Genomic DNA, 15,381 nt, shown 5'->3' on the forward strand with positions numbered 1-15,381 from the left:
ACGCCATGTTCGACTCTCTAAGCGGCAAGCTCCAGAATGTTTTCAAGAATCTGCGCGGCCTCGGAAAAATTTCTGAGGCCAACGTCAGCGATTCGTTGCGCGAAGTCCGGCTGGCGCTCCTCGAAGCCGATGTGAATTTCAAGGTTGCCCGCGACTTCATTGAGCGCGTCAAAGCGAAATCGCTCGGCGCGGAAGTCGTTCAAAGCATTCAGCCCGGCCAGCAAATCATCAAAATTATCCATGATGAACTGGTGGAGTTGCTCGGCTCGGCCAACGCCGGAATCAATTTGAGCGGCAATCCGGCTTGCGTCCTGATGGTCGGCCTGCACGGTTCGGGCAAGACCACCTCCAGCGGCAAGCTCGCGCGGCTGCTCCATAAGCAAGGCCGCCAGCCGTTGCTGGTCGCCGCCGACGTTAACCGCCCGGCCGCGATGGATCAGCTTGAAACGCTTGGCAAACAAATCGACATTCCCACATTCGTCAAACGCGGCGAGCAGGACGTTTCGAAAATCGCCCGCGAAGCGCTCGACTTCGCCCGCGCAAACAACCGCAATACCTTGATCTTCGACACGGCGGGCCGGTTGCAGATTGACGAGCCGCTGGTGCAGGAACTCGTCCGCCTGCGCGATCTCGTGAAGCCGCAGGAGATTCTGCTCGTGCTCGATGCCGCCACTGGTCAGGAAGCAGTCAACGTCGCCACGCATTTCGATAAGGCGCTGAACATCACCGGCTCCATCCTTACCAAACTCGATGGTGACGCGCGCGGCGGTGCTGCACTCAGCATGAAAGCTGTCACCGGCAAGCCGATCAAGTTCGCGGGCGTGGGCGAAAAGCTGGAGGACTTCGAACCGTTTCATCCCGAGCGCATGGCCTCGCGCATTCTCGGCATGGGCGACGTCGTCAGCCTGGTTGAGCGGGCGGCTGAGGCCGTGGATTTAGACGACGCCAAGCGCATGGAAGAAAAAATGCGCAAGGGGCAGTTCACGATGGAGGATTTTTTGGAGCAACTGCGCCAGATGAAAAAGCTCGGCTCGCTCGAAAGCATCGTGGGCATGTTGCCCGGTGGCGATCAACTGCTGAAAGGCGGCGACCTCAGCAAACAGGAAAAAGAATTCCGGCGGATGGAGGGAATGATCTGCGCGATGACATTGCAGGAGCGGCGCAATCCGCAAATTCTCAATGCCAAACGGCGCATCCGCATCGCCAAAGGCAGCGGCGTTTCCGTGACCGAGTTGAACACCTTGCTCAACAAGTTCGGTCAGATGCAGCAGATGATGAAGAAGATGGGGAAGTTCTCGAAGATGATGGCCCGCATGGGCGGTGGCCTGCCGGGGATGTTGCGGAGGTGACCAACTCAAGTCGTAGCTGCTGACCTCAGCCGGCAGGATCTCCAGTTGCAACTTCTCCTGGTGCCGAATCAGTTTCGGCGGCGAACTCACGCCGATCTGAGCGCCCTTGAACCGCTTCGCCATCGGACGTTTCTTCAACTGCTAAAAAAAAACCACGTTGGTCAAATTAAAATAGACTCCTCCGACACTCGCCCTCATCCGTAAATCAGAGGTTGGCTTTGAATGCTTTGAAATTGAGTCGTTTAGGCCCCAAGTGCGCAAACCAAGTCAAGTCGTGGCATCGGCGCTGCTAAAGCGGCATGGCTCGGTTTCAAACGGAGTTCGCATTCCATTGTGATGCCAGCGTTTTGTTTGTTTTCGGGACGGGCGACAGCCGTGCAGTTAACCAGAGAAAAATTGTTTGTTTCAGCCTATGAAAAAAATCGAAGCGATTATCAAACCTTTCAAATTGGAAGAAGTCAAAGACGCCTTGGGGGAGGAGGGGATCGAGGGGATGACGGTCAGTGAAGTCAAGGGGTTTGGCCGGCAGAAGGGCCATACCGAAATTTATCGGGGCAGCGAATACACGGTGGATTTCCTGCCCAAGATAAAACTCGAACTGGTCGTGGCGGATGGGAAAGTCGATTCGGCCGTCGCCGCCATCGTGAAGGCCGCGAAGACCGGCAAAATCGGGGATGGCAAGGTCTTCGTTTCTCCAGTTCAGGAAGCCATCCGCATCCGCACCGAGGAGAAAGGCGAGCAAGCTGTTTAATCCAACCAACTTCAGAATTCACAACAACCAACCATGAAAAAAATATTTCTCTTCCTTAGTTTGGGCGCGGCCCTTTTATCCAGTGGCCTGACTTCGCGCGCCGCCGATGCCACCAATGCTCCCGAACGCACCGTTCAGGAGCGCCTGGAAGACCTCGAAGCCTACGTCAATAACGGGGCGCGCAATGCCAGCACGAATACGACGACGAAAATCGCCGGGCCAGGCCCGGGCCATAACGGGTTCCAAATGGTCTGCTCGGCTTTGGTGCTCTTCATGACCTTGCCGGGCCTGGCGCTGTTCTACGGCGGACTGGTTCGCCGGAGGAACGTGCTTTCCGTGTTGGCACAATGCCTTGGCATCGCCGGACTGGTTACGATTCTCTGGTGGCTGTGCGGTTACAGCATGGCATTTCACAGTGGCAATCCGTTCTTTGGCAATTTCGACTGGAAGTTTTTGCGCGGCGTAGATTCAAGTCCCAACACCGATTACGCCGCCTGGGTTTCTCATAACGTCTATTCCATGTATCAACTCATGTTTGCCATCATCACGCCGGCGCTCATTATCGGCGCGATCGCCGAGCGCATGAAATTTTCCGCCATTCTGCTCTTCATGACGTTGTGGATGTTTGTCGTTTACTTCCCGCTCGCCCACATGGTTTGGGGCGTGGACGGCTTTATGAACGGTGTCTGGAATCCCAAAGCCACGATCAAAGCCATTGACTTCGCTGGCGGCACGGTGGTGCACATGTCTTCCGGGTGGTCGGCGCTGATTCTTTGCATCATTCTTGGCAAACGGCTTGGCTTTCCCAAGGAGCCGATGCCACCGCACAGCATGGTGCTTTGTATGGTGGGCACCGGCATGTTGTGGGTAGGCTGGTACGGTTTCAACGCCGGCAGCGCCGTGGCGGCCGATGGCATCGCGGCAAATGCGTTCACCACCACCACACTGGCGACGGCCGTGGCTTCGTTCGTCTGGGCGATGGCGGAATATGTCGTCCGCGGCAAACCCAGCATCCTGGGTTTTTGCTCCGGCGCGGTGGCCGGGTTGGTGGTGATTACGCCGGCGTGTGGTTTTGTCACCGCCAAGGGTGCTGTTTGCATTGGTATCGCCGCAGGGCTGATTCCATTCTTTGCGGTTTGGAAACTCAAAGCCTGGTTTGGCTACGATGACGCTCTGGATACTTTCGGCGTTCACGCCATTGGTGGAACTTTGGGTGCATTCATGACTGGCTTGCTGGCAACCGTGACCGCAAATCCCAATCTGGCAGGCGACCCCGCCAAAGCCAACGGCCTCGCTGGATTGGTTCGCCATGGTCTTTGGTTTGAACAGGTCAAGGCCATTAGCGTGACATTGGTGCTCGCAGTTGTCGGCACCGCGATCATCGCCTTCATCGTAAAAGCGGTCATTGGCCTGCGCGTCAGTGAAGAGGTTGAAACCATCGGTCTCGACCTTGCCGAGCACGGCGAAGAAGGTTATCAGGGCTGATCAACCTCAGGAACTTTTCGACGCTGTGCCAATAATGGCGGACGCGATCCGTCTTTGGCACAGCGTTCGATTCGACAAAACCTCAAATAATAATTGTTAAAAAAATTACTATGGCAACAAATGCATCAACAACGGCGACCCCAAAAACCGCGATTGAAATTGGGAAGAAGGGTGGGGCGAAGATGGTGGACGTGAAGTTTGTGGACACGTTTGGGACGTGGCAACACTTCAGCGTGCCGGTCAGCGAGCTGACCGAGGAAGTGTTCGAAGACGGCTTTGGGTTCGACGGGTCGTCGATCCGGGGTTGGAAGAGCATTGAAGCCTCCGACATGCTGGCGATGCCCGATCCGGCCACCGCGTTCATCGATCCGTTCTGCGCCGTGCCCACGCTCAGCCTCACTTGCACCATTGCGGAAACGGGGACCAAGGAAGCCTACACCCGCGATCCGCGCGGGATTGCGCAACGGGGAGAGAAGTATCTGCAATCGACCGGGCTGGCGGACGCTGCGGTATTCGGGCCGGAAGCGGAGTTCTTCATCTTCGACGACGTGCGGTTCTCCCGTGGCACCCATTGACACGCAACAGGACATCCGCACCGAGATGTGCCTGGTGATGGAAGAATTGAGGATCAAGATCGAGCGGCAACATCACGAAGTGGCGACGGCGGGCCAGGCGGAAATTGATTTCCGGTTCGATACGCTGGTCAAGACGGCCGACAACATGATGCTCTACAAGTATGTGATCAAGAACGTGGCCAAGAAGCATGGCAAGACGGCGACGTTCATGCCCAAGCCCTTGTTTGGGGACAACGGCAGCGGGATGCACACGCACCAGAGCTTGTGGAAGAAAGGCAAGCCACTGTTTGCGGGCAAGGAGTACGCGGGCCTGAGCCAGATGGCGCTCCACTACATCGGCGGGATTTTGAAACACGCCAAAGCGCTGTGCGCGATCTGCAGTCCGACGACCAACAGCTACAAGCGGCTGGTGCCCGGGTATGAAGCGCCCGTGAACCTGGCGTACTCAGCGCGCAACCGTAGTGCGGCCATTCGGATACCGACCTTTAGCGAGAGTCCGAAAGCAAAACGGATTGAGTATCGCCCACCCGATCCCTCGGCCAATCCGTATTTGTGTTACACGGCGCTCTTGATGGCGGGACTGGATGGGGTTTTGAACAAGATTGATCCGGGCGAGCCGATGGACAAGAACATGTATGAATTGCCACCGGAGGAACTGGCGCGGGTGCCGCAGATTTGCGGCAGTCTGACCGAAGCGCTGGAACATCTGGAGAAAGACCATGCGTTCTTGTTGAAGGGCGACGTGTTCACGGCAGACTTTTTGGAGATGTGGGTCAGCCACAAGCGCAAGGAACATGACGCGCTGCGCCTGCGCCCCCATCCCTACGAGTTCTTCCTCTATTATGATGTGTAGGAGACAAGGAATCTCAAAACTCTAAAACAAACCGACGGCGCGGATTGTTCGATCCGCGCCGTTTCATTCTTGCCGGGAGGGAGTTTTCTGCGCTGCGGTCTTTCAACACGAACTTTCAAGTTGCGGGGATCACGCCCGCCCCGGGCGTCGTGGGACGCGCCTTCGCGTCCCACATCCGACCCGCCTTGCTCGCGCCCCCGTCGCGGCAGGCGCGTGATCACTTAAAAAAGGTGCCGGAAAATTCCGTACATCAGTTGTTTTCTGCGAAGGCGCGGAAAACAGCGCCCGAGGCTGGCGCGCTCCCTTTTCTACTTCGGAGTTCAACACAATTGGCAGTGCGCATGTGATCCGGATGCAATCACTACGGGAGGACGCGGACGCGATAGAGCCGGTTGCTTGGCGTCAAAGCGTCCAGTTTGCTCGCCGTGTTGCTGAGCGTGGTTACGTCGCCCGGAACGGCGGTCCAGTTCGTGGAACCCACGCCTGCATTGTTTTCCAGCCGATACGTGACGTTGGAAGTTGCCGTCCACGTGAGCAAGGCATTCGAACCAACAAGTTGCGGAGTCAACAGAACCGGCTGCGGGATGGGGAAAACGTCGGTTGCCCGGAGGATCACCGAAGTCGGCGAGTTGCTTAAGAGCATCGTGACGCGGTTTGACGGATAAGAAAAGCTCGTGAACGTGTTGTTGCGTGAGCCGGCAGTCAGAACCGTAAACGTGTCGTTCGTCGCCGGCGTGAAACCAGCGAGGAGATCCACACTCAGCGCGCCATTCAGCGTGACTGTGCCCGCGACCTGTAGCTGGCCGTAGTTCGTGCCCGCCGTCGTGCCACCGAGGGCGCAGTTGAGCAAGGCGCTGGACGAAGAAACGTAGCCGCCGCTCGCCGCGAGGATTCCGCTGCGGATGTCCACCGTGCCGTAGTTGTTGAAGCTCATGCCGCTGGCGACAGCGGTGATGCCGGCGCTGACGGACTTGCGGAACGTGCCGGCGTTGTCCAACCGTCCGTTGGCGATGCCGCCACCAATTCCGGCAGCGTTTTGGACGTGGAACAACGCCCCCGCCCGGTTGGTGATGACCGCGCCGCTGATTACACCAATCAATCCCACGTCGGTCCAAAGTACTGTTCCGCCGTTTTCCAGGGTCCGCGTGTCCAAAATAACGCCGCTCGCGGTGGCAATGTTAAGCGCCGCGCCCGGAAGAATGATAGTTCGCCCGCTGCCGCTCATTCTTCCAATGTTGGCCCAATTCATCGTATTGTTGACCGTCACCGTGCTTGTGCCCGTCAGTGTGCCGCTGCTCAGATTCAACACCGCCGGCGACACCAGGCCGGTGCCGCTGAAGTTGGCCGTGCCACCCGAAATGGTCACCGTGTTGTTCGTGCAGATGGTATTGCCGGTCAGGTTGGACGTGCCGCCGCTGAAGGTGTTGCTCCCGCTGACGTTGACCAATCCCGCCGAGGACAAGGACCCGCCGCTGACAGTAAGCTGCCCTGCGCCCGTGATGCTGGAACTCCCGTCCGCCGTGTGCGCGCCGCCAGACAGCGTGAGCGCGGTGCCGACCGGCACGGTAAAGCTGCCGCTGTGCGTGCCGCCGCCACCGAGGTCGAGTGTGCCGCTCTGAATCTCCACCACGCCAAAATTGTTGAAGCTCATGCCGCTGGCGACAGCGGTGATGCCGGCGCTGACGGATTTGCGGAACGTGCCGACGTTGTCCAATCGGCCATTCGCGATGCCGCCACCGAGTCCAACAGCGTTCTGGGCATGAAACAATGCCCCCACGCGGTTCGTGATGACTGCGCCACTGATCACACCGAAGATTCCCGCGCCGGTCCAGAGAACCGTCCCTCCGTTCTCCAGCGTGCGGGTTTCCAGAATCACTAAGCTCGGAATGGCGGCGTTGACCGTCACGCCCGAGGGGATGATCGTTCGTCCGCTGCCGCTCATCCTTCCTCCCGTCCAGTTCATCGCGGTGTTGACCGTTACCGTGCTGGTGCCAGTCAGTGTCCCGTTGCTAAAATTCAACACCGCCGGCGAGACCAGCCCCGCGCCGCTGAAATTGGCCGTGCCGCCCGAAATGGTCATCGTGTTGTTCGTGCAGATGTAATTGCCGTTTAGATTGGCCGTGCCGCCGCTGAAGGTGTTGCTGCCGCTAACGTTGACCAACCCGGCCAACGTCGCCGTGCCGCCGCTGATCGTGAACTGTCCAGCGCCGATAACGCTCGAACTGGCGCCCGCACTGTGGCCGCCGCCCGACAGGGTGAGCGCCGTGCCGGCTGGCACCGCGAAGCTGCCGCTGTGTGTGCCCCCGCCGCCCAGGTCGAGCGTGCCGGTTTGAATCTCCACCGTGCCGGAGTTGTTGAAGCTCACACCGCTGACGACGGTCGTCGTCCCGCTGTTGGCGGACTTGCGGAATGTGCCGGCGTTGTCAAAGCGGCCGCCGGTGCCTCCGGAACTGAGAAAAGCGGCGCTCTGGACGTGGAACAACGCCCCCGCCCGGTTGGTGATGACCGCGCCCGAATTCAGACCGATGTTTCCGGCACCGGTCCACAGCACCGTCCCGCCGTTTTCGAGAGTTCGTGAGTTCAAAAACCCCAGGCTCGGAAGGGCGGCATTGAGCGCCACGCCTGCCCGAATAATCGTCCGCCCGCTGCCGCTCATCGTTCCCCCCGTCCAATTAATCGCGGTGGCGATCGTTACGGTGCCACTGCCGTCGAGCGTGCCGTTAATCAAGTCCAGATTCTCGACGGCGAGATTCGCGTTAGCGGTGACGACCGAGCTGAGGTTGATTCGGTAAAGTCCGGCACCGTTAAGTTGCGCGCCTGGGTTCAACGTGAACGTGCCGCCGGTCCATTCCACCAGAGCGGTGGCCGGCGCGTTGAAGGTGCCGCCGCCCGCGCCGCACGCCGTCAGACGGTTCGTGGTTCCGGGCGAGAGAGTAACCGTGCCGTTGTTGTTGAAGCTCCCGTTGCAGAGCAGCGTGTCCGCCTCAATCTCCACCGTGCCGGTGTTGTTGAAGTTCAGACCGCTGTTAATGGACAGAGGCCTGGTGCCGGCGGCCTTGCGAAAGTCGCCGGCGTTGTCAAACCGTCCAGCCGCGATGCCGCCGCCGAGTGAGGCGTCAGTCACGTTTTCGGCGCGAAACAACGCTCCTCCGCGGTTGGTGATGACGGCGCCGCCGATCACACCGAGAAATCCACCGCCGCTCCACAGAATCGTCCCGCCGTTCTCCAGGGTGCGGGTGTTCAATGTGACTCCGCCTGCAAGATTGAGGGTGGCATTCGTCTCCAGGATCGTCCGTCCGCTTCCGCTCATGGTTCCGGCGGTCCAGAAGAGATTTCCTCGGACCGTCAGTGTTCCGCTCCCGGTCAGGGTCGTGAAGGTGGATCCCAGAGTGACATCGGCGCAATCAGCGGGAGTGCTCAGCGTGACGGTGACGCCGCTGGTGATGAGCGCGATGTCATTCAAGCCGGGCGCGAGATTGGGCGTCCAGTTCGTGGCCGTCTCCCAATCGCCGCTGGCCGGACTCGTCCAGGTGAAAACGATGGGAGTGAAACGGGCGTGCACCGTCTTGTCGTTTGTCATCACCACGCTGACCGGGTTGCTGCGCGAGACGATGTCCCCGAGCCAGGCATGAAAGAGTTCGTTGGAGGAGGCGGTGGCCGTCAGCATGACCGTTTCGCCTTTGTTATAGCTGGGCTGGTCCGGGTTCTTGATCACCGCGCCGCCTTCGCGAATCACCAGCAGGCGATAACGGGCGGAGTTTGGATCGGTCGGGTCGGTGCCGTCGAGAAACTCGCGGAGATTTGAAAGGCCGTCGTGGTCGAAATCACTCGTGGCGTTCTGATTCAGGTTGCCGAAATAGGTCAACTCCCAGGAATCGCCCAGTCCATCGCCGTCGTTATCAATCCAGAGCATCGCGGGCGCGCTGGTCACGCTGCCGGAGGGATTCGTGAGCACGACTTGGTACTGGCCCTCATTGTTCGTGCTCACGTTGTCGAGCAACAAGGAATTTCCGTTCTCGCCGCCGAGGTTGGCGCCGTTGAAGCGCCATTGGTAGGAGAGCGCCCGCGGATCGGCCACCACGACGGAGAACGCCGCCGATTCGTTCGTCGCGGGAGTCTGGTTCTGTGGCTGGCCGGTGATTTGTGGCGGGAAGATGGTGTCGGCCATCTGCACGGTGAGATTTCCATTGGGGTCGAAAAGGAATTGGGAGTTCTGGGCGTGGGCGAAAGTGGCGAGCAGGAGAACAGTGACCGCCAATTGTGCCTCAACGCAAAGGCGCAAAGGCGCAGCGCGGCCGAGCCGCAACCAAAGGAGCGCGGACAGCTTTGTCCGCGTGTTTCTTCCTCCACGGTTGTTTCGCGCGGACAAGGCTGTCCGCGCTCCGGGAAAATCTTCGCAGGACGCGACGAAGTTGGGAGATAGCACTGCAAAGACGCGGAGCGGAACGGAAGGAAAACGAAACGCCGTGTTCAAGAGTGAACTTACCAAACGGTGGCGCATGACACTCCGGGCGAAGCTTCCTAAAATCCTTGCGTCTTTGCGTCTTTGCGTCTTTGCGTTCAAGCGCCACCGCAGGGCTGACACCGCTTTGGCTGGTTCGGTGTTCGATGTTCGAGGTTGGATGTTCGATGTTTCCTCCTCCCGAAAGCGGTGTGTGCCCTCACCCCTCACCCACCGCGCTCCAAAACCTGGCGGACTTTCGGACGGTTCAGGGAAGGACGGCGGCATTGGTTTGGGCGGACGCCCACAGTCGTGACTGATGCAGGCCGGGGCGGCCCGCGCTCCGACAAACAACTTCCCAGCCCAAGCGCGCGCTTTGGAGGGCTTCGGAAGGAAATGAAACGCAATGAAGTTCATTGGCAGAAGTCACCTACAAATTTGATTTCGCGGCTGGCCGATGATTTGGGGCGGCGCGGTGGTGCCAGCCATCTGCGCGGTGAGATTGCCAATGTGGCGAGCAGGAAGATCACAGCCGCCACGCAGGATCCGCGGACGCATCGTAGCGCAGGTTTCCAAACCTGTTGTATCGCCGATTTCCAAATCGGCGCGCAAGCCGTCTTTGTAAGGCCAGCGGGTTTGAAAACCCGCGGCACGGCAGACTTGGAACTGTGCTCCGAGGTTTCCATTTGCGACAAACACGGCCATGCTAAAGAAGTCCACGGTTCCTTCACGGCGCGACTGGAACCGAGGCGTCGGCCGTTTTAACGTTTTTTGCATAGTTTATGACAGAGTGGGCGACTAAAACCCGAAAATCGCAGCGAGTAATTGCCGAAAATCCGTGGCTGAGCTGCCAAAGTATGTAGCGAGTGGCACAGCGATTTCGTCCAAAGCGATTTCGATGTCATACACGATCTCTGGCGAGGCAGGATAAGGAATCATGTAAACTTGCTGACCAGCCCTGTTGACAAATTCGACACCGTAATTGAGCACCCGATCCGTCGCAGGCAAGTCAGACTCTATTGTCTGGATGTAGTTTTGCCACTGCGTCCGCGCCTCAGGGAGTCTCTCAATAACAGCCTGAAGGCGGCCCGCCACGGCGGGAAGTTCGACTTCACAGGTTACTACAATAGCCTCGCCAGCCGCCGCTAGTTCTTCCCCGTGTTCTGCACCTTGTTCCGCAACTATGCCGGCCGCCGCACACGCTTTCGGTTGACGCGAACAAGTGCAATCCACTGTCGTTAGGCATAACCCTTCGGGGTCAATGCGGTTGACCGGTTCGTTGCCTACGTAAGCATACAAGTTCGGTCCCTGTGACAGTTCCGCACCTCGGAGCGGATCGCGAGAGAGCCAGCGTCCGAGTCCCGAATCGTAAGCCCGATAGTGGGTCAATGAAAGATTGGCCTCGGCGGACTGGAACATACCGGCAAAGCTGAAGTCAGTATCCATGTCGCCCGTCAGCTTGGTTCGGCGGCCATACGGATCATACGCGTAACGCGCCCGCACGTTACCGCTCGTGTCGGTGAGTTCGCGGATGGAACCGAGATGATCGCGCGTGTAGAAGAACCTGCCGCTAGCCGGGCCGGTTTCCACCTTCACGCCTTGCGGGAAGAACCGCTTCGTCACCACGCCGGACGCATCGCGTTCCTCGCAAATCCGCCCACCACACCATACAAATCGTCGGCGCGAGACTTCGGACCCGTTCAGGAGTTGTCGAATTGCCACCATTCGACTGAGGCCGTCGTACGTGAACTCGGTCCGCTGGTTTCCAACGTTGACGGCGACGAGGCGATCCACAGCATCCCATTCGTTGGTGCGCGTGGCGCCGGGCGCGGTCGTGGTCCTGATCTCGTTCAGGCCGTTGTAAGTGGCGGTGTAATTTGACGCGCCGACTTGCTCGGTCAGGCGATTGCCGGCGGGGTCATAGGCATAGGCAAACGTGTTGACGAGGTTGCCGGCGTTGGTGACGGTGGCCGAGAGCAATTGATTCGCGGCGTCGTAGCCGAAGGCGAGAAGGTTCGGCGATTGTGTGCCGGCTTGTTGAGACCACGTCGTGATGCGACCCTTGGGAACATCGCGGCCATAAAGGAACTCGGAAATCGGCGTCGCCCCCGCCGTGTGCGTAATCCGCTGGAGCATCAGGTCCTGGAGGTTGTTTCCGTAACTCCGTTCTGTAGTCTGGCCGTTGGGAAATGATTTGGAGACGAGGCGGCGTGAACTTCCGTCGTAGGCGTAAGCAAAAACCCCTAGGGCGTTAGTTACGCCGACCAGTCGCCATGCCGCATCAAAAATCATCGCCGAATCCACGCCGTTGATGGCACGGTGAACAGGCCGGCCTAGTTCATCATAGCTGTAGGTAACAGTGTCATTGAGCAGCGGGCCATCCACGCTCGCCAGCGCTCCGGCGCCCAAAGTCGGAGTGCCGGTGATCGGGTTGTACGAGTACCGCGTGGTCCCGGTGCCGTCGGTCATGGAAACGACCCGCTCATAATCAGGATCGTACTGCAAACTGACGCCGGGCGTCGGAATGATTGCGCTGCCATACGCGATGGACTTGAGCGTGTTGTCCCGATTGTAAGCGAACTGGGTGACCTGCTGTTTTTCATCAATCGCCAGACGCAGACGGCTGGTGGTGTTCTCATATTGGTACGTGGCTTGGGAACCGTCCGCGTACTGTTTGCTGGTGGGCCGCCCTTGCACGTCGGTGAGCCAAGACGTGGTGCGGCCCATGGGGTCGGTCAGGCTCTTGATTTGTCCGCAGCGGCACCAATCAAAGCGCGTCACGCGGCCCAACGGGTCCAACGGGTCCGTTCGCTTCTTCACTTGCCCCACGTTGTCGTACTCGAAGAAGGTCTGCCGCCCGGCGCGGTCCCGGAAGGTGACCATATCCAATCGGTTGTAAGTAAACTGCTCGAACGTGGAATCGGGGTGCGTGATTCTGGTGACCCGATCCATGACGTCGTAATCAAACGTCAGCCTGTAGCCGCTCACGCTGGTCAGGGTGCGGATTCGGCTGAACACATCAAACTGGGCCGTGACCGTGTCGTTGGTTCCCGGCAGCGGCCCGTCCACGGCGAAGAGATGGCCATCCGCGTCGTAGGTATAAGTGGTCGTTTCGCCTTTGGCATCAGTGGCGGTCAGCCGTTGGCCGCGGGCGTTGTACGTGAAGGTGTTGGTCTGGCCGGCGGCGTCAACCGTGGTGAGGGGCCGGTGCTGCGCGTTGTAGGTCGCGCGGAACAGCAACTCGTTGTTGACGGCGCGAGTCTGGCGGACTTCCAACAGATCAATGCCGTTTGTCGCGTACACGAAACTGAACGCGCGCCCGAGGGGATCCACCGAATTGATCAGGTGGCCAAACTGATTGTAGGCCTGGGTCTGAAGCTGGGTTTGTCCATCGTCGAGCACGCGTCCGATGTGAGTTGGCTGGTCACTTGAACCGACGATTCCATTGAAGCTGCCTGCATAAGTGTACCAGACGCGGCCCTCCAGCGGTTCCTTGGTGCTCTCGAGAATTCCCGACGTCACGTTCAGGTCCGCCGAGTGCAGCCAGTGGTAGATTTTCGCCTTGGTATAATCGCCCTGGCTGCTCGCGTTGGCCGTCCGGCTCCAGTAATACGTGTTGCGCGCGTAAAGAAACCGGTTGTAGAGGCCCGTCATCCCCACTGGAACCGAGGCGATGGGATCGGAAGCGGGGATGGTGTTGGTGGACCGTGAGTACTCCACGCGATCCGCACTGCCGTCCGGGTACTGGGTTTCCGCAATACGGGTTGCGTTCGTTTCCGTCGGGCCCGATGTAATGAAGCTAGTAATGCCGTAGGGGGTGACCATGATTTCGATGATGTCGCTGAAGAGCGTGATGGACGTGTTGTTCGAGCACGAGGTACCCGCTTGCATATAATCGAACTGAGACTGGAGACCGAGGACGTCGGTGATTTTGACCAGGAACTCAGTGTGGAAAAAGCTTGGAAAGTTTGTGCACTCCGGGTTAGGCATCGGCAAAGGAACCGCCAACCGGTCATACTCGAAGGTGGCGAAGCGTCCAAATGGATCGGTCACTTTGGTGATCAGGTTGGGATTCGTCGGATGCTGGTATGAAATCGTCGTCACCTGGCCGATGGCGTCGGTGAGAGCAACCAGTCGCCCCTGGTCGTACGTGAGCGTGACGGCGTTGCCGGAGGAGTCCACCACTTGCCTGAGGGCAAGTCCAAGCGCGCCGATATCCGGGCCGAAGATTTTTTTCGAGCCGTCGGGCCAGACCATTTCGTACGTGTTCGTGCTGGTGCGCTTGAGCAGGGTTTGGTCGTACTGATTGGGAGCGTAGCTCTGCGTGCTCGTGTCGAAACCGGTGAAGATGCGCGCGCCGCCGCCGCCGACGAAATAGGTGGCGGTTGCCGAATTAGCCACAAGCGCCTCGTTCCAATCGTGCGTCCACTTCGGGCCGAACATAGAGGCAACGGCGCTGGCCGGTTGAAGGTAGTCCCGGTGATTGTAGCGGACGGTGAACCGGACGGGCGGACCAACCGGCGGCGTGTAACCCACCGGTGTGTCCCTGACCTGCAAATTGGCGAGCATGAGATGCACGCTGGAAACGGCCATGCCTGTGGCAAAGGGGAGTCGACAACTTCCCGTTTGAAGATCATTCAGCGCATAAATGTTGGGATCGCTGAGGCTCGGGTCGCCCTTGCCCCAGACCGACTGGCCTTCCTGGGCGTCAACGCTCCGCCAGCCACGCGGCAAGTCTCCCGGTGGGATTAGAAAATAGCCGCTCGTCTCGGCTTCAAGTGCCTGCCTTGTCGCCCAGACCGTGGTCGCGAAGGTTGGGTCCTCCACCAAATACCGGTCGCCCTCCTGCCGCACGATCGCCGCGTAATGGCCGACCTTCCAATGCACGACGGAGGGAACGGGAAAAAAGTTAGCGAGTTTGTGAGTTAGTGATTTAGTGAGTGAATTCACTGATTCAGACTTCACTGATTCACTGACTGTCCTGAACGCCATCTGGTAATTCAGCCCAACTTTCTTCGAGAGTTCGGCCACCTGCGGCAGCGAGAAACCTTTCTGGGTCGAGGCCGACTTGAAAATTTCCATTTCGACTGGCGCTTGCGGGTCGAGCGAACGTTTGATGGACTGCAACGCCAGCGGCCCGCAACGGAAAGAAACCTCGGGCTCATTTTGCATACTCCAGAGCGCATCCCGCGCGATGTTGATTCGCTCGGTCGCCCCGCCAATGAACCCGCGCTTCTCGACCGATTTCAGCAGCGCCGCCAATTCGTTCATCCGACCAAGCCGGGAATAGAGGCCGGCCAGTTCACACACGGCCCGGTCCGCGAGGAATTTGCCCCGGGCATCCGTGGCCTTCTGCCCCAGCGACCACGCCTCTTGCCACGCCTCCAGTGCCAGCGAGTAATGAGCGGTGTTGTAGTATTCCAAGCCCAAGTCCGTGAGCAGCGCCGCCCGCCACGGAGACCTGGGATGCTTTTCCAAAAACCCCGTAAGGCTGGCGAAGTCATCCGGCCCGCTGCGCTTCGCGTAACCAAGCAGCGCGGCGGCCAAAGCAGTGTTTTCCTCGGCACTCGGCTCGCCGCCAATCGGAACCAGCGGCTCCTCAAACAACCGGGCGCGGAAAAGCTCCTGTGTCGTCGGGGTCGAAGAGAAAGCGAGCGAGGCTTGGGGCGGCTCTACCTTCGGCACGGTCTTGTTCACGACAACCCGGCCTGGCGCTTCGGCGCAAACGCCGCCCAGCCGAAGACAAAAGAACATCGTGATGGTGGCAGCGGACAGTCCGTATCGAACGAATTTCCCAAGACCCGCGAATAGCCTTTCCATATGAGAAGTTTTTTGTGTCGGAATTCGCATTATTTGTTCTCTAATTCACAAGTTTGGTCAAGTCTTTATTGAATCCAATCACGCGACTTCTTGCGCACTTCCGAGCG

The 15,381-nt window shown here is 59.0% G+C and carries 6 protein-coding genes and 1 pseudogene; 5 read left to right on the forward strand and 2 right to left on the reverse strand.

All coding sequences use genetic code 11. The features are described 5' to 3' along the window. Positions 1-5: 5 nt before the first annotated feature. The 4 genes and pseudogenes from ffh (at position 6) to glnA (ending at position 5,013) form a co-directional block, all read left to right on the forward strand. The gene (gene ffh, locus HY298_15750; protein MBI3851709.1) at positions 6-1,349 is read left to right on the forward strand and encodes a signal recognition particle protein; all 1,344 of its coding nucleotides are present in this window, start codon (positions 6-8) and stop codon (positions 1,347-1,349) included. Between the two features lie 412 nt (positions 1,350-1,761). After that, a complete protein-coding gene (locus HY298_15755) occupies positions 1,762-2,100 on the forward strand; it encodes a P-II family nitrogen regulator (GenBank protein MBI3851710.1) in 339 nt (112 codons plus the stop codon). A 33-nt stretch (positions 2,101-2,133) separates the two neighbouring features. Then, positions 2,134-3,585 carry an ammonium transporter gene (locus tag HY298_15760; protein MBI3851711.1) on the forward strand — a complete coding sequence of 484 codons (1,452 nt, stop codon included), beginning with the start codon at positions 2,134-2,136 and terminating at the stop codon, positions 3,583-3,585. Positions 3,586-3,695: 110 nt separating this feature from the next. Then, positions 3,696-5,013: pseudogene (gene glnA, locus HY298_15765) on the forward strand (type I glutamate--ammonia ligase). A gap of 361 nt (positions 5,014-5,374) precedes the next feature. Here glnA and HY298_15770 read toward each other — a convergent pair. Beyond that, positions 5,375-9,271, reverse strand: coding sequence for a hypothetical protein (locus tag HY298_15770; protein MBI3851712.1), 3,897 nt, complete (start codon positions 9,269-9,271; stop codon positions 5,375-5,377). A gap of 579 nt (positions 9,272-9,850) precedes the next feature. Between HY298_15770 and HY298_15775 the strand changes: the two genes are divergently transcribed. Then, positions 9,851-10,219 carry a hypothetical protein gene (locus HY298_15775; protein MBI3851713.1) on the forward strand — a complete coding sequence of 123 codons (369 nt, stop codon included), beginning with the start codon at positions 9,851-9,853 and terminating at the stop codon, positions 10,217-10,219. Positions 10,220-10,252: 33 nt separating this feature from the next. Here HY298_15775 and HY298_15780 read toward each other — a convergent pair whose 3' ends face one another. Beyond that, positions 10,253-15,274, reverse strand: a complete 5,022-nt coding sequence (locus HY298_15780) for a hypothetical protein (GenBank protein ID MBI3851714.1) — start codon at positions 15,272-15,274, stop codon at positions 10,253-10,255. Positions 15,275-15,381: the final 107 nt, after the last annotated feature.

The organism is Verrucomicrobiota bacterium (genome assembly GCA_016200005.1).
In the GTDB taxonomy this organism is placed as follows: domain Bacteria; phylum Verrucomicrobiota; class Verrucomicrobiia; order Limisphaerales; family PALSA-1396; genus PALSA-1396.